13 protein-coding genes are annotated in these 17,697 nt (G+C 69.2%); 11 read left to right on the forward strand and 2 right to left on the reverse strand.

From position 1 onward, the window contains the following. Positions 1-299: 299 nt before the first annotated feature. From ACT53R_RS16370 to ccmI, 4 genes are read left to right on the forward strand one after another with little or no spacing between them, the layout of a single operon-like run. Entirely contained in the window at positions 300-2,303 is a 2,004-nt protein-coding gene (locus tag ACT53R_RS16370; protein ID WP_476172974.1) for a heme lyase CcmF/NrfE family subunit, read from the forward strand. Then, positions 2,300-2,848 carry a DsbE family thiol:disulfide interchange protein gene (locus tag ACT53R_RS16375; protein WP_476172975.1) on the forward strand — a complete coding sequence of 183 codons (549 nt, stop codon included), beginning with the start codon at positions 2,300-2,302 and terminating at the stop codon, positions 2,846-2,848. The genes ACT53R_RS16370 and ACT53R_RS16375 overlap by 4 nt, the downstream gene beginning before the upstream one ends. Beyond that, positions 2,845-3,303 (forward strand): cytochrome c-type biogenesis protein, encoded by a 459-nt coding sequence (locus ACT53R_RS16380; RefSeq protein WP_476172976.1) that lies wholly within the window; start codon positions 2,845-2,847, stop codon positions 3,301-3,303. The genes ACT53R_RS16375 and ACT53R_RS16380 overlap by 4 nt, the downstream gene beginning before the upstream one ends. Then, positions 3,300-4,553, forward strand: a complete 1,254-nt coding sequence (gene ccmI / locus ACT53R_RS16385) for a c-type cytochrome biogenesis protein CcmI (protein ID WP_476172977.1) — start codon at positions 3,300-3,302, stop codon at positions 4,551-4,553. The genes ACT53R_RS16380 and ccmI overlap by 4 nt, the downstream gene beginning before the upstream one ends. Positions 4,554-4,577: 24 nt before the next feature. On the opposite strand, the gene ACT53R_RS16390 is transcribed toward ccmI, so the two are convergent. Next, complete coding sequence (locus ACT53R_RS16390; RefSeq protein WP_476172978.1) at positions 4,578-5,873, reverse strand: NAD(P)-binding domain-containing protein; 1,296 nt, start codon at positions 5,871-5,873, stop codon at positions 4,578-4,580. A 181-nt stretch (positions 5,874-6,054) separates the two neighbouring features. Between ACT53R_RS16390 and ACT53R_RS16395 the strand changes: the two genes are divergently transcribed. The 4 genes from ACT53R_RS16395 to ACT53R_RS16410 are packed head-to-tail and all read left to right on the forward strand — an operon-like array spanning position 6,055 to position 14,011. Continuing rightward, positions 6,055-6,954 (forward strand): hypothetical protein, encoded by a 900-nt coding sequence (locus ACT53R_RS16395; protein ID WP_476172979.1) that lies wholly within the window; start codon positions 6,055-6,057, stop codon positions 6,952-6,954. 34 nt (positions 6,955-6,988) lie between these two features. Then, the gene (locus ACT53R_RS16400; protein ID WP_476172980.1) at positions 6,989-8,746 is read left to right on the forward strand and encodes a cytochrome c3 family protein; all 1,758 of its coding nucleotides are present in this window, start codon (positions 6,989-6,991) and stop codon (positions 8,744-8,746) included. 20 nt (positions 8,747-8,766) lie between these two features. Continuing rightward, positions 8,767-11,808, forward strand: coding sequence for a hypothetical protein (locus tag ACT53R_RS16405; protein WP_476172981.1), 3,042 nt, complete (start codon positions 8,767-8,769; stop codon positions 11,806-11,808). Positions 11,809-11,836: 28 nt separating this feature from the next. Beyond that, entirely contained in the window at positions 11,837-14,011 is a 2,175-nt protein-coding gene (locus ACT53R_RS16410) for a hypothetical protein (RefSeq protein ID WP_476172982.1), read from the forward strand. Positions 14,012-14,094: 83 nt separating this feature from the next. Here ACT53R_RS16410 and ACT53R_RS16415 read toward each other — a convergent pair whose 3' ends face one another. Then, positions 14,095-15,165, reverse strand: coding sequence for a LysR family transcriptional regulator (locus ACT53R_RS16415; RefSeq protein ID WP_476172983.1), 1,071 nt, complete (start codon positions 15,163-15,165; stop codon positions 14,095-14,097). Between the two features lie 139 nt (positions 15,166-15,304). On the opposite strand from ACT53R_RS16415, the gene ACT53R_RS16420 reads away from it, so the two are divergent. The 3 genes from ACT53R_RS16420 to ACT53R_RS16430 are packed head-to-tail and all read left to right on the forward strand — an operon-like array spanning position 15,305 to position 17,639. Then, entirely contained in the window at positions 15,305-15,550 is a 246-nt protein-coding gene (locus ACT53R_RS16420; RefSeq protein ID WP_476172984.1) for a hypothetical protein, read from the forward strand. A gap of 8 nt (positions 15,551-15,558) precedes the next feature. Further along, positions 15,559-16,416 carry an SDR family NAD(P)-dependent oxidoreductase gene (locus tag ACT53R_RS16425; RefSeq protein ID WP_476172985.1) on the forward strand — a complete coding sequence of 286 codons (858 nt, stop codon included), beginning with the start codon at positions 15,559-15,561 and terminating at the stop codon, positions 16,414-16,416. After that, complete coding sequence (locus ACT53R_RS16430; RefSeq protein WP_476172986.1) at positions 16,413-17,639, forward strand: efflux RND transporter periplasmic adaptor subunit; 1,227 nt, start codon at positions 16,413-16,415, stop codon at positions 17,637-17,639. The genes ACT53R_RS16425 and ACT53R_RS16430 overlap by 4 nt, the downstream gene beginning before the upstream one ends. Positions 17,640-17,697 lie beyond the last annotated feature (58 nt).

Genomic DNA, 17,697 nt, shown 5'->3' on the forward strand with positions numbered 1-17,697 from the left:
GACCCTCGTCGCAGGCCGTTTCGTCCGGACGAGGGTGATGGCGATCGTCTTCGCGGGGATTTGTCGTGCAACCTGAACGATGTGCGCGACGTTTCGTGGTGCGCGTCACGGTTTAAGGTTGGGTCCGTCGGCATCTTGGCGCGTCGCCGTCCGCTGCGGGCGATGACGATGGCCTGCCGCCCTTCGGCGGCGCCATTGCGGACACTGGCGTACAGGGGCGCCGGACGCGAGGGACCGCGCGCGACGCGGGTGATGCGCATCGTCCACGAGTTCCCGACCCCCACCCCCGGAGTGCCTGCATGATCCCCGAGCTCGGCCAAATCGTCCTCATCCTGGCCTTGCTGGTCGCCATCGTGCAGGGCGTGGTGCCGCTCATCGGGGCCCATCGCGGCGACGCGCTGCTGATGGGCGTGGCGAAGCCGGCGGCGTTCGCGCAGGCCTTCTTCGTGGCCCTGGCCTTCGCGCTTCTCGCCTGGCTGATGCTCGACCACGACTTCTCGGTCACCTACGTCGCGCAGAACTCGAACCTGCGCCTGCCCTGGTATTACCGGCTCTCGGGCGTGTGGGGCGCGCACGAGGGCTCGCTGATGCTGTGGGTGCTGATCCTCAACCTGTGGACGGTCGCGGTCGCGGTGCTGGGCAACCACCTGCCGCCCGTGTTCCGCGCGCGGGTGCTGGCGATCCTCGGCCTGATCGGTGTCGGCTTCCTCGCCTTCACCGCGTTCACGTCGAACCCGTTCGCGCGCCTGCTGCCGGCGGTGCCGGACGGCAACGATCTCAACCCGCTGCTGCAGGACTTCGGCCTGATCGTGCATCCGCCGATGCTCTACACCGGCTATGTCGGCTTCTCGGTGGCGTTCGCGTTCGCGATCGCAGCGCTGCTCGGCGGCGAAGTCGATCGCCAGTGGGTGCGCTGGTCGCGGCCGTGGACCAACGTCGCCTGGGCCGCGCTGACGCTGGGCATCGCGATGGGCAGCTGGTGGGCGTATTACGAACTCGGCTGGGGCGGCTGGTGGTTCTGGGACCCGGTCGAGAACGCAAGCTTCATGCCGTGGCTGGCCGGCACCGCGCTGATCCATTCGCAGGCGGTGACCGAGAAACGCGGCGGCTTCCGCGCGTGGACGCAGCTGCTCGCGATCTTCGCCTTTTCCTTCAGCCTGCTCGGCACGTTCCTCGTGCGTTCGGGCGTGCTGACGTCCGTGCACGCGTTCGCCAGCGATCCCGAGCGCGGCATGTTCATCCTCGTGTTCCTCGGCATCGTCGTCGGCGGTTCGCTGCTGCTGTATTCGATTCGCGCGCCGAAGGTGGCTGGCGGCCAGCCGTTCGGGCCGGTGTCGCGCGAAGCACTGCTGCTGGCGAACAACCTCGTGTTCGTCTGCACCGCCGGCATGGTGCTGCTGGGCACGCTCTATCCGCTGATCGGCGACGTGCTGGGACTGGGCAAGCTGTCGGTGGGCCCGCCGTACTTCGGCACGATGTTCCTGTGGATGATGGTGCCGATCGCGCTGATGCTGCCGTTCGGCCCGCTGCTGCGCTGGAGTGCCGACGACGCGCGCGCCGCGCTGCGCCGCCTGCTGCCGGCGTTCGCCGCCGGCATCGTCGCGGTCGCGCTGGCGTGGGCGCTGTTGCCGTCGCCGTCGTGGAAGCCGCTGCTCGGCGCCGCGGCCGGCGGCTGGGTGGCGGTGGGCGTCGCGCGCTTCGTGCTGCTGCGCCTGCGCGAGCGTCCCGCCGGTCGCCGCTTCACGCCGGAAATGGTCGGCATGCTGCTCGCGCACGCGGGCGTGGCGATCTTCTTCGCCGGCGTGCTGGTCACCGAAGGCACCAGCGTCGAGAAGGATCTCAGCCTCGCGCCGGGACAGACGGTCGAGGTCGGCGGCTACGGCTTCCGTTTCGAATCACTGGGCCGCGTCGAAGGCCCGAACTACATCGCCGAGGAAGCGGTGATCCGCGTCCTGCGCGACGGTCGCCAGGTGGCCGAACTGCGGCCGCAGAAGCGGCAGTATTCGGAAGGATCGAACGTGCAGACCGAGGCCGGCATCGCGCCGGGCACGTTCCGCGACGTGTACGTCGCGCTGGGCGAGCCGCTGGGCGGCACCGATGACGCCTGGTCGGTGCGCGTCTATCTCAAGACCTTCATCCGCTGGGTGTGGGCCGGCGCGATCCTGATGATGCTCGGCGGCCTGCTCGTTGCCGCCGATCCGCGCTTCCGTCGCCTCAGCGCCACCGCGCCGGCACCAGTGCCCGGCCGCAAGCCCGAGCCGCTGCCGGCAACGCCCGCGCTCGCGGTCGAGGGCGCGGCATGAATGCACGCATGCTGCCCTTCGTCGGCTTCGTGGCGCTGTTCGCGCTGCTCGGCGCGGGCCTGCTCTACATCCGCACGCACGATCCCGGCGAAGTGCCGTCGCCACTCGTCGGCAAGCCCGCGCCGCAGTTCGCGCTGCCGCGGCTGGACGCGCCGAACCTCGTCGTCGACAGCCGCACGTTCCGCGGCAAACCCTACGCGCTGCACGTGTTCGCCAGCTGGTGCTACGTCTGCCGCGACGAGAGCGCGGTGCTGATGCGCGAAGCGCCGAACCTCGGCATCCCGCTGATCGGCTACGACTACAAGGACGATCCGGTCGACGCGAAGCGCTGGCTGTCCGAATACGGCAATCCGTACGCGATGGTGCTGGCCGACCTCGAAGGGCAGGTCGCGATCGACCTCGGCGTGTACGGCGCGCCGGAACTGTTCCTGATCGATGCCGACGGTCGCGTGCGCTACAAGCACATCGGCGCGGTCACGCCCGAGGCATTGGTGACCACGCTCAAGCCGCAGATCGACGCGATGCGCAAGGGAGGTTCGCGATGACCCGCTGCCGGCTGCCGGCCTTCGCGCTGGCCATGCTGCTGATGCTCGCCGCGTTCGCCGCGCAGGCGATCGACCCGATCCGCTTCCGCGACGACGCCGAGGAAGCGCGCTTCCAGGCGCTGGCGAAGGAACTGCGCTGCCTCGTCTGCCAGAACGAAAGCCTCGCCGATTCGTCCGCCGGCCTCGCCCAGGACCTGCGCCGCGACCTGATCGGACAGATCCGCAGCGGCGCCAGCGACGACGAGATCAAGCGCTACCTCACCGATCGCTACGGCGACTTCATCCTCTACCGTCCGCCGATGAAGCCGACGACGTGGCTGCTGTGGTTCGGTCCGCTGGCGATGCTGCTCATCGCCGGTGTCGTGTTGTTCCGCATCCTGCGCCGGTCGACGCCGGCCGCGGGGGCGGCCCCGGATCCCGCTGCGGATCCCGTGTCGGGAGATTGGGAAGCATGATCGGTTTCGTGATCGCGGGCCTCGTGCTCGCGCTGGTGGCGGTGCTTGCGCTGCTGTGGCCGCTGCTGCGCGCGCGTCGCGGCGGTGCAGACGCTGGTTTGCAGGCGCGGCGCAAGGCGCTGCAGGGCGCGTTCGACGCCGGCGTGCTGTCGCGCGAGGAGTTCGAGGCCAAGCGCGCCGCACTGGAGGCCGAAGCGCCGGCGCAATCGGCCGACGTCGCGCATCCCGGCACGAAGCGCGTGCTGGTCGCGATCGCGGTCGTGGTGCCGCTGGCGGCGGTCGGTCTGTACGCGATGCTCGGTCGTCCCGATGCGGTGTCGATCAGCGGCGCGCCCGCGACCGCCGCGATGCCCGCGAGCGGTGGCATGCCGCCGGCCGATGCCGCGCAGAAACCCGGCATGGACATGAGCGCCGCGATCGACAGCCTGCGCGCGAAGCTCGACAAGAACCCGAACGACGCCGACGGTTGGTTGCTGCTGGGCCGCGCCTACGAATCCATGGGTCGCAACGCCGATGGTCGCCAGGCGCTGGAGAAGGCTTACGCACTGGCGAAGGATCGTCCCGAGATCGAGATCGCGTACGCCGAGGCGCTCGCGCTGGATTCGCCGGAGCGCCGCATCGACGGCAAGCCGCTTGAGATGATCCGCCACGCGCTGCAGGTCGAACCGGACAACCAGGACGGCCTGTGGCTGCTGGGCATGAGCGACTACCAGCAGGGCCGCTACGCCGAGGCGATCGCCTCGTGGGAGAAGATCCGCGTGCAGCTCGGTCCGGATTCCGACGTGCTGCAGTCGGTCACCGGCATGATCGCCGACGCCCGTGCGCACCTGCCGGGCGGCGATGCGGCCGCCGCAGCGACGCCGGCCGCGGGTGGCGCGTCGATGCCCGCGGCCGCGACCTCGGGTGGCGCGCTGCGCCTGCGGGTCACGCTGTCGGACGCGCTGCGCGCGAAGGCCGCGCCGGGTGATGCGGTGTTCGTGTTCGCGAAGGCCGTCGGTGGTCCGCCGATGCCGGTGGCGATCAAGCGCCTGCAGGTGTCCGCGCTGCCGGCCGACATCGAACTCGGCGACGCCGACGCGATGGTGCCGACGATGCGGCTGTCCAACTTCCCGAAGGTGAGCGTGGCCGCGCGCGTGTCGAAGAGCGGTGACGCCAGCCCGCACACCGGCGATCTGCAAGCCGCGCCGGTCGAGACCGCCACCGGCAACGCCAACGTCATCGCCGTCTCGATCGACAGCGTCGTGCCGTGATCGCGCCGACGGCGCCGGTCGCCGTCACGCTTCGCCGTACTTCGTCTCGAAGCGGATGCCGATGCTCTTGAGCAGGTCGGTCGGCAGCACGCCGCCGATCGAGATGATCACCGCGTCGTTGGGCAGGCTGGTCGTTTCACCGTGCATGGTGATGTCGACCGTCTTCGCGTGGATCGCGGTCACCTGCGATCCGAGCATCACCTTGATGCGCCCGGCGGCGCGCAGTTGTTCCAGTTTGTCGCGGTTCTTCACCTTCACGCGGCTGAAGGCCTCGCCGCGGTAGCTCAGGTGCACGCTCTGCGCGTGCTCGGCGCTGGCGATCGCGGCCTCGACCGCGCTGTCGCCGCCGCCCACCACCAGCACGCGTTCGCCCTGCACGCGCGCCGGATCGGCGAGGCGATAGCTGACCTTCGACAGCTCCTCGCCGGGCACGTCGAGCGTGCGCGGGCTGCCGCGGCGACCGATCGCCAGCAGCACCGCGCGCGTGCGGTAGTGTCCCTTGGGCGTGTGCACCACGAAGGCATCGCCGTCGCGCACGACCGATTCCATGCGCTCGCCGTAGTGGATCTTCAGCCGCGTGCGCAGCACCACGTTCTCCCAGAATTCCAGCAACTTTTCCTTGCCGACTTCGGTGAACCGCATCTTGCCGACCACCGCCAGGTTCACCGGTGCGGTCATCGCGACCTTGTTGCGCGGGTAGTGGAAGATCGAGCCGCCGAGCGAATGTTCCTGCTCCAGCAGCACGTAGCGCAGGCCTTTCTCGATCGCGCCCAGTCCCGCGGAAATGCCGGCCGGGCCGGAGCCGACGATCACCACGTCGTGGTCGGCGTGCCCGCCGCGCATGCGCGCGATCGAATCCATCGCCTGGCGTCCCTGTTCCGCCGCCTTGCGGATCAGGCCCATGCCGCCGAGTTCGCCGGCGATGAAGACGCCGGGCACGTTCGATTCGAAGTTCGGACGCACGTCTGGGATGTCGACGCCGCGGCGCTCGGTGCCGAACACCAGCGTGATGCCGTCGACCGGGCACGCCGCGTGGCAGGCACCGTGGCCGATGCACGCACTGGGATTGGTCAGCACGGCCTTGCCGGCGATCAGACCCAGTGCGCCTTCCGGGCACGCGCGCACGCACGAACCGGAACCAATGCACAGTTCGGTGTCGATCACCGGATGCAGCGATGGCGGATCGGTGAGGCCGGCCTGGATGGAGGATTCGAGCGTTTCGACATGCTCGCGTTCGCTGCGCAGGCGATGGCGGACATAAAGCACCAGCGCGATGGCGACGGGGACGATGTAGAAGGCGTATGCAGGATTGATAGTCATTCGCAAGAAATCGTATTCGGTGCAGTGGAGATCCTCCGGAGGTCGGAGTTGACGACGATCATCGATGCGATTGCAAGCCATTCCTTAAGGCAAGCCTCATCGCGATCGATTAACGTTGCTTAAGGCACGCAGGGGGCGTGCGGTCCCCTTCACACGAACGCGCACGACGTCGAGCGTCTGCATGTCCAGCCCAGACTCCGCATTCCGAACCCCTGCTGCCCGGCCTGCCCGCGACGATGCACGCGACGACGCGTCGTCGGCCGATGCCCGGGCCGCGCGCCTGCGCACGCTCGCGGGCGTGCTGCTCACTGCGCTGTGGGCCGGTTCGATCTGGTGGCTGTCGCGCTCGGGCCTGTACACGCCGGGGTCGGACACCGGCTATTACCTGGGCCTCGCCGGTGCATTGATGATGCTCGCGCTGCTGGGTTATCCGCTGCGCAAGCGCGTTCGCTTGCTGTCGTCGGCGGGACGTGTCAGCCGCTGGTTCTCGGCGCACATGGTGCTGGGCGTGGCGGGGCCGACGCTCATCCTGCTGCACTGCACGCTGCATTGGCGCTCGCTCAACGCCGCGATCGCGTTCTGGTGCATGGTCATCGTCGCCGGCAGCGGACTGCTGGGGCGTTTTCTCTACCGTCACCTGCACGTCGGCCTGTACGGACGCCCGCTCAGCCTGGGCGAAGTGCGCACCGATGCCGCGACCACGCTGGGAAAGCTGCGCGATCGCCTCCGTGCCGACGAGGCCGACGACGTGCGTGTGATCGTCGATGGTTTCCTGCGCGATGCCGCCGTGGTGGAAGCACAGGGATGGAAGCGCCCCGATGCGATGCTGTTGCTCGCGCCGCGTGCCTGGCTCGCGCGTTCGCGTGCGCTGTCCACCGCGCGCGAACGCTGCGCCACGCGCGGGCCGCTGCGTGCCGACGCACAGGCGCTGGTCGCCGAATCGATCGCCGCCGTGCAGCGTTCCGCGCAGTTCCTGCCATTCGAGCGCCTGTTCGCGCTGTGGCACGTGTTGCATGTGCCGCTGGTGGTATTGCTGGTCTTCAGCGTCATCGCACACGTCGTCGCCGTGCACATGTACTGAATCGATGCGCGCCCATCGCTCCCTGCTCAGACGCATGCTCCTCGTCCTCGCGGCGATGGCGTGCCTGTGCGCGATGCCGGCGTCGGTGAGCGCCGGCGGTTCGGGGCTGGAGGACATGCTGATGCCGGGGCAGGTGGTGCGTGCCCACGCGAAGACCGAAAGCACCTGCTCCGCCTGCCATCGCTCCTTCGACAAGAACGCGCAGCCTGCGCTGTGCCTCGCCTGCCACAAGGACGTCGCCGCAGATCTCGCCGCGCGCCGCGGCTTCCACGGGCGCAGCGCCGCGAAGGTCTGTCGCACCTGCCACACCGACCACAAGGGTCGCGACGCGATCATCGTGAAGCTGGACCGCAATACGTTCCGCCACGACGTCTCGACCGATTTCGCGCTGGTCGGCGCGCATCGTGCGGTCGCATGCGATCGCTGCCACGCGCCACCGGCGAAATTCCGCGCCGCGGCATCCACGTGCATCGGCTGCCATCGCGACGACGACACGCACAAGGGCACGCTCGGTCGCGACTGCGCCAGCTGCCATGCGGTGACGGTGTGGAAGGAAGGCAAGTTCGACCACAACCGTACCGACTTCGCCCTGCGCGGCCGCCACGCGCAGGCGCGCTGCGCCGCCTGCCACACGCGCCCGCCCGCGGAGGCGAAGCTTGGTGGCGAGTGCATCGACTGCCATCGCAAGGACGACGCACACAAGGGTGCGATGGGCAGCAACTGCGCGAACTGCCACACCGAGAACGGCTGGAAGGAAACGAAGTTCGACCACAGCACCACGCGCTTCCCGCTGGTCGGCCGGCATGCGTCGGCGCTGTGTTCGGCCTGCCATCGCCAGCCGAACGTGTTCCGCGGCGCGCCCACCGATTGCGTGGCCTGTCATCGCAAGGACGACGCCCACGCCGGCACGCTCGGCGACGACTGCAAGCACTGCCACCAGGCTCGCGGCTGGAAGCCGGCACCGGGATTCGATCATGCGAAGACGTCGTTCTCGCTGTTCGGAAAGCATCGCGAGGCCGCGTGTTCCGGCTGCCATCGCGGGCCCAAGGCTTTCCGCGGCATCGCCTCCGGCTGCAACGATTGCCATGCCAAGGACGACAAGCACAAGGGCCGCAACGGCACCGACTGCCGGAGTTGCCACAACGCCGCGTCGTGGAAGCAGGTCAGCTTCGATCACGACAAACTGACCCGCTTCCCGCTGGTCGGCGGCCATCGTCCGCTCGCATGCCAGGCCTGCCACAAGGACAATGTGCATCGCGAGAAGCTCGACATGCAGTGCGTGTCCTGCCATGCCGCGAAGGACCCGCATCGCGGCAAACTCGGCACCGACTGCGCGCGCTGCCACGTCGCCGATGCATGGAAGAAAGTCGTGGTCGACCACAGCCGCACCGCGTTCCCGCTGCTCGGCCGGCACCAGCTCGCGGCTTGCGCGGGATGCCACACCGACAAGCTTTACCAGGGTGCGCCGAAGGCTTGCGTGGGCTGTCACGCGAAGGACGACACGCATCGCGGACGCATGGGAAACACCTGCGAAACATGCCACAACGCGCGTGCGTGGACGCTCTGGCGTTTCGATCACACGAATGAAACTCGTTTTCCGTTGTCGGGCGCGCACGCGAGTTTGAAGTGCGATTCGTGTCACAAGGCCGTGCAAAAAGACCGGATAGCCTTGCCCCTTGCTTGCGGAAGCTGCCACAGCGGGGACGACATCCACAACGGGTCGTTCGGCAACCGATGCGAGAGATGCCACAGCAGCACCTCGTTCAAAGACCTCCTCCCCGCCGCGCGCTGACCTGCATGGACACTACGCCGATGCCCGTCCTGACCGCTTGCATCCGTCGCATCGCTTCGCTGGTGCTGCTCGCCATGCTGCTGTTCTGCGCACCGGCGTGGGCAGCGAAGACGGGCGCGACCTCGCCCGGTGGTTTCGATCACGCGAAGACCGGATTCCCGCTCACCGGTGCCCATCGCACCGCGCGCTGCGAGGGCTGCCACGATCGCGGCATCCTGCGGGGCACGCCCAAGGACTGCACCAGTTGCCACGGCAACGGAAGCCGGCTGCCCGACGCCACGCGACCATCCGCGTCGCACATTCCCGTTTCCTCCGGCTGCGAGGCGTGTCATCGCACCAGCGGCTGGATTCCCGCGATCTTCGATCACGCCACCGTGGCGGATCGCACCTGCGCCAGCTGTCACAACGGCAGCACCGCGACGGGCAAGCCCGCAAGGCACATCGTCACCAGCCAGGGCTGCGATGCCTGCCATCGCACGTCGGCATGGACGCCGGCGAAGTTCGACCACCGCAACGTCACCGCCGGCAGCTGCGCGACGTGCCACAACGGCACCACCGCGAACGGCAAGCCGGCGAACCACATCGCGACCACGCAGTCGTGCGACGCCTGCCATCGCACCACGGCATGGTTGCCGGCGACGTTCAACCACAACGGCGTGACCTCCGGTTCCTGCGCGAGTTGCCACAACGGCAGCAACGCGACCGGCAAGCCGGGCAACCACATTCCCACGACGCAGTCCTGCGATGCCTGCCATCGCACCTCCGCCTGGACGCCGGCGAGCTTCAGCCACGCCGGCGTCGCGGCCGGGACGTGCGCGACCTGCCACAACGGCACGATCTCGACGGGCAAGCCGGCGAACCATCTGCCGACGACGCAGTCCTGCGATGCGTGCCATCGCACGTCCGCTTGGACGCCGGCGACGTTCAACCACAGCGGCGTGACGGCGGGCAGTTGTGCGACGTGCCACAACGGCACCACGGCGCGCGGCAAACCGACGAACCACATCCCGACGACGCAGGCATGCGACGCCTGCCATCGCACCACGGCCTGGACACCCGCCACCTTCAGCCACAACGGTGTCGCCTCGGGCACGTGCGCGACCTGCCACAACGGCACGATCTCGACCGGCAAGCCGGCGAACCACCTGCCGACGACGCAGTCCTGCGATGCCTGCCATCGCACGTCCGCGTGGACGCCGGCGACCTTCAGCCATAACGGTGTGACCGCGGGATCCTGCGCGACGTGCCACAACGGCACGACCGCGCGCGGCAAGCCGACGAACCACCTGCCGACGACGCAATCCTGCGACGCCTGCCACCGCACCAATGCCTGGACGCCGGCGACGTTCAACCACAGCGGCGTGACCGCGGGCAGTTGTGCAACCTGCCACAACGGTGCCTCGGCGGCGGGCAAGCCGGCGAACCATCTGCCGACGACGCAGTCCTGCGATGCGTGCCACCGCACCTCGGCGTGGATCCCGGCGACGTTCAACCACAGCGGCGTGACCGCGGGGAGTTGTGCGACGTGCCACAACGGCACGACGGCGACGGGCAAGCCGGCGAACCACCTGCCGACGACGCAGTCCTGCGATGCGTGCCATCGCACGTCGGCGTGGATTCCCGCGACGTTCAACCACAGCGGCGTGACCGCGGGTTCCTGCGCGACGTGCCACAACGGCACGACGGCGGCGGGCAAGCCGGCGAACCACCTGCCGACGACGCAGTCGTGTGATGCCTGCCATCGCACCACGGCGTGGATTCCCGCGACGTTCAACCACAGTGGCGTGACCGCGGGGAGTTGTGCGACGTGCCACAACGGCACGACGGCGACGGGCAAGCCCGCGAACCATCTGCCGACGACGCAGTCCTGCGATGCCTGCCATCGCACCTCGGCGTGGATCCCGGCCACGTTCAACCACAGCGGCGTGACGGCGGGCTCGTGTGCGACGTGCCACAACGGCACCACCGCGACGGGCAAGCCGGCGAACCATCTGCCGACGACGCAGTCCTGCGATGCCTGCCATCGCACCTCCGCGTGGATCCCGGCGACGTTCAACCACAGCGGCGTGACCGCGGGCTCCTGCGCGACGTGCCACAACGGCACGACGGCGACGGGCAAGCCGGCGAACCACCTGCCGACGACGCAGTCGTGTGATGCCTGCCATCGCACCACGGCGTGGATTCCCGCGACGTTCAACCACAGTGGCGTGACCGCGGGCTCGTGTGCGACGTGCCACAACGGCACGACGGCGACGGGCAAGCCGGCGAACCATCTGCCGACGACGCAGTCCTGCGATGCGTGCCACCGCACCTCGGCGTGGATCCCGGCCACGTTCAACCACAGCGGCGTGACCGCGGGCTCCTGCGCGACGTGCCACAACGGCACGACGGCGACGGGCAAGCCGGCGAACCATCTGCCGACGACGCAGTCCTGCGATGCGTGCCATCGCACCTCCGCGTGGATCCCGGCCACGTTCAACCACAGCGGCGTGACCGCGGGCTCCTGCGCGACCTGCCACAACGGCACGACGGCGACGGGCAAGCCGGCGAACCACCTGCCGACGACGCAGTCCTGCGATGTCTGCCATCGCACCACGGCGTGGATCCCGGCGACGTTCAGCCACAGCGGCGTGACCGCGGGCTCCTGCGCGACCTGCCACAACGGCACGACCGCGACCGGCAAGTCCGCCAGCCACTTCGTCACCACGAAGTCGTGCGATGCCTGCCACCGCACCACCGCGTGGTTGCCGACGACGACGTACTCGCATGTCTCGATCGGGTACCGGCCGCACCAGGCGGGCCTGAGCTGCACGTCGTGCCACACGACGAACAACGAAGTGATCCCGTGGAAGTACGCCAGCTACCGTCCGAACTGCGCGGGCTGCCACGCCAACCGCTTCAAGCCCGACGCGCACAAGAAAGTGGACTCGCCGACCATCCTGTACACCGTGCAGGAGTTGCAGGATTGCTCGGGCGCCTGCCACCAGTACACCGACGCGACCTTCTCCACGATCCGGCGTGCACGGACCGGGCAGCATCGGTCCACCGACGGCGAATTCTGATTTCGACCAGCACCGGAAGTTTCCCACGATGACGCACTGCCGCCATTTCCCCCGCCTTGCGGCCCTGTCCCTTGCGCTGATGCTCGCCGGTGCCGCCCCCGCGGCGATGGCACAGGTCTTCGACGACGTCACGGTGACTGCGTCGCAGGACACCACCGAAGTCGCGGTGCACTTCAATGCGAACGTCCGCTTCAAGCGCGCGGTGGTGTCGTCCGGAAGCGATCTGATCACGATCTATTTCGAGCTCACCGGCAGCAACAGCGATGGCCGGTCGGTGTTCGAGGAATCGCGCAGCTGGAGCGACTCCGATCTCGCGCCGCCGTTCCAGATGCGCTATTTCAGCGAGGCCAACCAGCCCACCGAAAAGCGCCTGGAAGTCTCGTTCCGCGCACCGGTGAAGGGGCTGCAGGCGGGGCCGGGCGCCGACGAGCAGAGCTTCCTGCTGTCGTTCCGCAAGCCGCCGGGCGCGACCGGCAGGCCGCCGCGCGGCGCACCACCCGTGGCGACGGCGCCGTTGCCGCCGGCCACGCCGGTGAGCGGCACGCTGTCCGCATCCGACCAGGCGCAGGCCGAGATCATCCGCACCGCGCGCGACGCCGCTTCCCGCGGCGACTACGAGAACGCGGTGGCCGAACTCAATCGCCTGCTCAACCTGCCGCCGGGTCTGTTCACGCAGGAAGCGCAGGAGCTGATCGGTTTCGCGCGCGAGCAACTCGGCGAGAAAGACCGCGCCCGCGCCGAGTACGAGCTGTACCTCAAGCTGTATCCCGATGGTCCCGGTGCGGATCGCGTGAAGGCGCGCATGGCCGCGCTGGCGGCGGCACCGACCGGGCCTGCGACCGCGGGCAACGGTGGCCCCCGCGCGCGCAAGCCGGTGACGACGCAATGGGGCGGCGTCTCGCAGTACTACTACGGCGGCAAGTCGAAGATCCGCGACGAATTCACCACCACCGATCCCGTCACCGGTGCGACCCAGATCGACAGCCAGTCGCTGAGTTCCACCGACCAGTCGGCAATCGTCACCGACGTCAATTACAACCTGCGCCATCGCGCGGGCGCGTGGGACACGCGCGTCACCCTGCGCGACACCTATCGCCACAGCTTCATCCAGGACCAGCCGGCCCGGAACCGCTTGTCGTCGGCCTACGTCGACCTGCGCCACGAGACCAGCCGCTTCGCCACGCGCTTCGGCCGGCAGACCGCCGCCAGCGGCGGCGTGCTCGGCCGCTTCGACGGCGCGGTGGCCAGCATCGGCCTCGGTACCGACAAGCTGCGCGCGGGCATCGAGGCCGGCCGTCTGGTGGAGCCGGGCCTCGGCGGCGACAAGCGTTTCTACGGCGCCACGCTGGATGCCGACCGCATCCACGACACGCTGGGCATCGGCGTCTTCGGCATCCAGCAGGACGCCGGAGGCGACGTCGACCGGCGCGCGGTGGGCGCGGAGTTCCGCTACTTCGCCGCGAACCGCTCGGTGTTCGGCCTCGTCGACTACGACGTGATGTTCGACAAGCTCAACATCGCCTCGGTGCAGGGCAACTTTGGCTGGGGGAGCAAGTTCGCCGTGAACTTCCTCTACGACTACCGCCGCGCGCCCACGCTGCAGCTGAGCAATGCACTGCTCGGCCAGTCGCAGACCACCGTCGCCCAGCTCGGGCAGACGATGACCCGCGACCAGATCATGCGCCAGGCGATCGGCCTGACGCCGATCGCGCGCGCGTCGTCGCTGGGCGTCACCATGACGTTCTCGCCGAAGTGGCAGGCGGCGGCGGACTACCGCATCTCCAGCGTCACCGGCACCATCGCCACGCCGACGCTGCCGGCCAGCGACGCCACCGGCAACATCCGCACGCTCAGCGGGCAGGTCATCGGCACCGGCGTGTTCATGCCGTCGGACGTGTTCGTGCTCAACACCAGCTACCTCACCAGCCGCGCTTACGACGCCTGGCTGTTCGGCCTGTCCACGCGCCTGAAGTTCGGCGATGCGTGGATCGTCGAGCCCGGCATCAAGTATTACCTCCAGGACAACGCCAGCGGTTCGAAGTCCCGCCGCCTGTCGCCGGTCGGCCGCTTCGCCTACCACCGCACCGAACACCTGACCTTCGAGGCGGAGTTCAATCTCGAACGCACCCGCACCGAAGCGCAGGCCAGCAACGAAGACCTGCTGTCGCTGTTCTACTACGCCGGCTATCGCTACGATTTCTGATCGACGCGGGTCGCCGGTGCATGCGAAAAAGCCCGGGAAATCCAGGGCTTTTTCGTGAGGTCGCGCGGCGTTGGCGTGGCGTGTCAGCGCCCGGCGAACACCACGTTTTCGTCGTCCTCGAACGTTGCGTCGATGACTGCCGGGGGCAGGGCATCGGCCTTGCGCCGCGCCTTGCTGAGCTGGGCATCGGCCACGCGCGAGGCTTCCTTCGCCGCGAGCAGGCGCTTGCGGTCCGGGCAGACCACCTGCATGTAGTCGGCGTCGAAGTTGAGCCGCTCGACGAGGAAGTCGACGAACGCGCGCACCTTCGGCGAGGTCACGCGGCCGCGCGGGAACACGGCGTTGAATTCGTACTCCGGGCCGGTCCAGCCGGCGAGCACGCGCTGCACGTGGCCCAGTTCGATGTGCGCCTTCATCGTCACGTCGCTGCTCAGCAGCAGCGCTTCGCCGCAGATCAGCGCGCCGTTGAGCGCGCCGGGATCGTTCGCGACCAGGATCGGGTCGACGCGGAAATCGTCGGTGCGCTCGCCATCGGTCAGCGTCCAGAAATACTGGCCGCCGCGACGCCATTTCGGCATCGCCAGCGTGCGGTGGTGCTGCAGGTCGTCCGGATGCAGCGGCTCGCCGTGGCGCTCGATGTAGTGCGGGCTGGCGTAGACCTGCGTGCGGAACACCGACAGCCGGCGCGCGACGAGGTTGGAGTCCGGCAGCACGCCGCCGCGCAGCGCGACGTCGATCTCCTGGTCGATCAGGTCGATCGGCTCGTTGTTCAGCACCATCTCCACGCGAACCTCTGGATGCAGCGCGTGGAATTCGCCCAGCAGCGGCGCGATCCAGGTGATGCCGATCGAATACGGCGCGGTCACGCGCAGCCAACCGCGCGGGCCGCCCTGCAACTGGCCGACGGCGCTTTCGGCCTCGTCGAGTTCGCGTGCGATGCGCTGGCAATGTTCGTAATAGACGCTGCCGGCTTCGGTGAGGCCGAGCTTGCGCGTGGTGCGATGGAGCAACTGCGCGCCGAGGCGTGTCTCGAGATCCTGCACGCGGCGGCTGACGGTGGTCTTGGGCAGGCGCAGCGCGTTGGCCGCGCTGATGAAGCTGCCGTGTTCGACCACTTTCACGAAGACGAGGGTGTCGTTGAGATCGCGCTGCATGACGGACTCCCGAGGCGGGGCGGATGGGCCAATCCGGGGATTGGACCGCGGAAGGGATAATTATTCCGCGATTCATGGGCTAATCAAGTCGGGCCCGGGCGCCTAGATTGAGCGTCCCTTCCCGCCACCGGAGTCCGCCATGCGTGCGGTCCCTGCCCATCGCCTGCTGCTGGCCGGCCTGACCCTGCTGCTGGTCGCCGACGTCGTGCTCGCCACTTCTTTCCTTTTTAATCAGGTGGTTGGAATCGAGGATGCCTGGGCCTGGGGGCTCGGTATCGTGGCCGTCGTGGTGGCGTTCCGGCAGATCCGCGGCTGGGCGCAGGCGGTGGTCGAAGGCCGGCTCGAAGCCCTCGAAGTCCGGTTTTCGGGAGAGAAAATCCCATGAGCGGGACAATGGCGGATCATCCCATCCCGGCGACCCCGGAGGCAGGCGTGCTGGTGGTGCTCGGTGCGACCGGTTGCGTCGGCCGCGAGGTGGTGGCCGAGGCCTTGCGCGACGGCCACGACGTCGTCGCCGTGGCCCGCGATGCCGAGGCGCTGGACGCGCTGTGCGCCGAGCATCCCGGCGCCGCGCTGGTGCCGTTGGTCGCTTCGCTGTCGACCGATGCCGGTTGCGATGCGCTCGGCATGCAGCTCGAAGCGCTGGGCCGCCCGATCGTCGGCGTCGTTGCCGCGATCCGCGGCACCCCGATGCGCGGGCGCCTGCTCGACCAGCCGGGCGAGTTCCTCCGCCGCCGCATCGACGAAGACCTCTTGCCGCATCTGTTCGCCGCGCGCCAGCTGCTGCCGCGGCTGTCCGCGTCCGAGCAGGGCGGCTACGTGCTGGTCGGCGGCCCGGGCGCGGATTTTCCGTGGGCCGGCTATGGCCACCATTCCATCGCCGAAGCCGCGCTGCGCATGCTCGGGCGCGTGCTGCACGACGAAGCGCGTGCGCTCGGCGTGCGCGTGCACCTGCTCGGCGTGAACGCGCCGCTGCGCACCATCAAGAACGCCCGCCACGCCTGCGAAGGCTGGCCGTCGCCGCGCGCGGTCGCGCGGCGTGCGCTGGCGTTGGCCAGCCGTGCGGAATCCGCGTCCGATGCCGTCGTCGCCTGCGGCGGCCCCGGCACGCCCTCGGCGTTCTGGTCGGACGACATCGATGCGGCGGAGGCCGCACCCCCGATCGCGACGGATCGCGCCTTGCACGATGCCCGCGCACTGCTGCGCGGCATCGCATCCTCTCCCAGAACCAAGGACCCGCTCTCGTCATGACTTCCCGTCGATCCTTCGCCCGATCGGGCACCCGGACTCCGCTGGCCGTGCTGCTGCTCAACGCCGCGCTCGTCATCGCCCTCAACGCGTGCAGCAGCGAGGCCGCCGATCCCGCCACTGCGGGCGCGCCGCCGCCGCCGGAAGTCGGCGTCGCGCGCGTGCTCGATCGCGACGTCACCGCATGGGACGCCTACACCGGCCGCATCGCCGCGGTCGACAGCGTCGACCTGCGCCCGCGCGTCAGCGGCTACATCGAACGCATCGCGTTCCGCGAAGGCGAGGAAGTCCGCAAGGGCCAGCTGCTGTTCGTGATCGACCAGCGCCCGTACCGCGCGGCGCTGGCGCGCGCCGAGGCCGAACTCGACCGCGCCCGCAGCGAAGCGCAGCTCGCGCGTTCGCAGGGCGCCCGCGCGCAGGCGCTGATCGACGCCAAGGCGATCTCGCGCGAGGAGTTCGACACCCGCAAGGCCGCCTCCGCGCAGGGGTCCGCTGCGGTGCGCGCCGCGGAAGCCGCGGTCGCCAGTGCGCGACTCGACCTGCAATACACCGAAGTGCGTTCGCCGATCAGCGGCCGCGCCGGACGCGCGCTCGTCACCGTCGGCAACCTCGCCCAGGCCGATGCCTCGGTGCTGACGTCGGTGGTGTCGCTCGATCCGATGTACGTCTACTTCGACACCGACGAACAGGCGTTCCTGCGCCACGCGGCGCAGGCGCGCGCCGGTGGCGGCGACACCATGCGCAACGCGGTGCGCGTCGGGCTGGCCGACGAATCCGGCTACCCGCACGCGGGCACCGTCGATTTCGTCGACAACCAGATCGATCCCGCCACCGGCACCGTGCGCGCCCGCGCGGTGGTGCCGAACCCGGATCGCGTGTTCACGCCCGGCCTGTTCGCGCGCGTGCAACTGGAAGGCGGCGCGTCGTCGCGCGCATTGCTGGTCGACGGCAAGGCGGTGATGACCGACCAGGACCGCAAGTACGTCTACGTGCTCGGGCCGGGCAACACCGCGCAGCGCCGCGACGTGACCATCGGTCGCGACCTCGACGGCCTGCGCGTGGTCACGTCCGGTCTGACGGCGAAGGACACGGTCATCGTCAGCGGCACGCAGAAGGTCTTCTTCCCGGGCATGCCGGTGGTGCCGAAGACCGTACCGATGACGACACCGACGCCGGTGCAACCGTCGGCAGCGGCATCGACCGACAAGGCCGTCGCCACGCGCTGACGCCCCTCGTTCCCCCATCGCTCGCGCGGCTCCCTCCCCTCGGCCGCGCGGCGTGACG

This window comes from Lysobacter sp. DMC104, assembly GCF_056313665.1.

Excerpts from the sequence above, each read along its gene's own strand:
- ACT53R_RS16420 (WP_476172984.1), top strand. The coding sequence starts at position 15,305 with ATGCGTGCGGTCCCTGCCCATCGCCTGCTGCTGGCCGGCCTGACCCTG.
- ACT53R_RS16370 (WP_476172974.1), top strand. The coding sequence starts at position 300 with ATGATCCCCGAGCTCGGCCAAATCGTCCTCATCCTGGCCTTGCTGGTC.
- ACT53R_RS16395 (WP_476172979.1), top strand. The coding sequence starts at position 6,055 with ATGTCCAGCCCAGACTCCGCATTCCGAACCCCTGCTGCCCGGCCTGCC.
- ACT53R_RS16410 (WP_476172982.1), top strand. The coding sequence starts at position 11,837 with ATGACGCACTGCCGCCATTTCCCCCGCCTTGCGGCCCTGTCCCTTGCG.
- ACT53R_RS16375 (WP_476172975.1), top strand. The coding sequence starts at position 2,300 with ATGAATGCACGCATGCTGCCCTTCGTCGGCTTCGTGGCGCTGTTCGCG.
- ACT53R_RS16405 (WP_476172981.1), top strand. The coding sequence starts at position 8,767 with ATGCCCGTCCTGACCGCTTGCATCCGTCGCATCGCTTCGCTGGTGCTG.
- ccmI (WP_476172977.1), top strand. The coding sequence starts at position 3,300 with ATGATCGGTTTCGTGATCGCGGGCCTCGTGCTCGCGCTGGTGGCGGTG.
- ACT53R_RS16415 (WP_476172983.1), bottom strand. The coding sequence starts at position 15,165 with ATGCAGCGCGATCTCAACGACACCCTCGTCTTCGTGAAAGTGGTCGAA.
- ACT53R_RS16400 (WP_476172980.1), top strand. The coding sequence starts at position 6,989 with ATGCTCCTCGTCCTCGCGGCGATGGCGTGCCTGTGCGCGATGCCGGCG.
- ACT53R_RS16430 (WP_476172986.1), top strand. The coding sequence starts at position 16,413 with ATGACTTCCCGTCGATCCTTCGCCCGATCGGGCACCCGGACTCCGCTG.
- ACT53R_RS16390 (WP_476172978.1), bottom strand. The coding sequence starts at position 5,873 with ATGACTATCAATCCTGCATACGCCTTCTACATCGTCCCCGTCGCCATC.
- ACT53R_RS16380 (WP_476172976.1), top strand. The coding sequence starts at position 2,845 with ATGACCCGCTGCCGGCTGCCGGCCTTCGCGCTGGCCATGCTGCTGATG.
- ACT53R_RS16425 (WP_476172985.1), top strand. The coding sequence starts at position 15,559 with ATGGCGGATCATCCCATCCCGGCGACCCCGGAGGCAGGCGTGCTGGTG.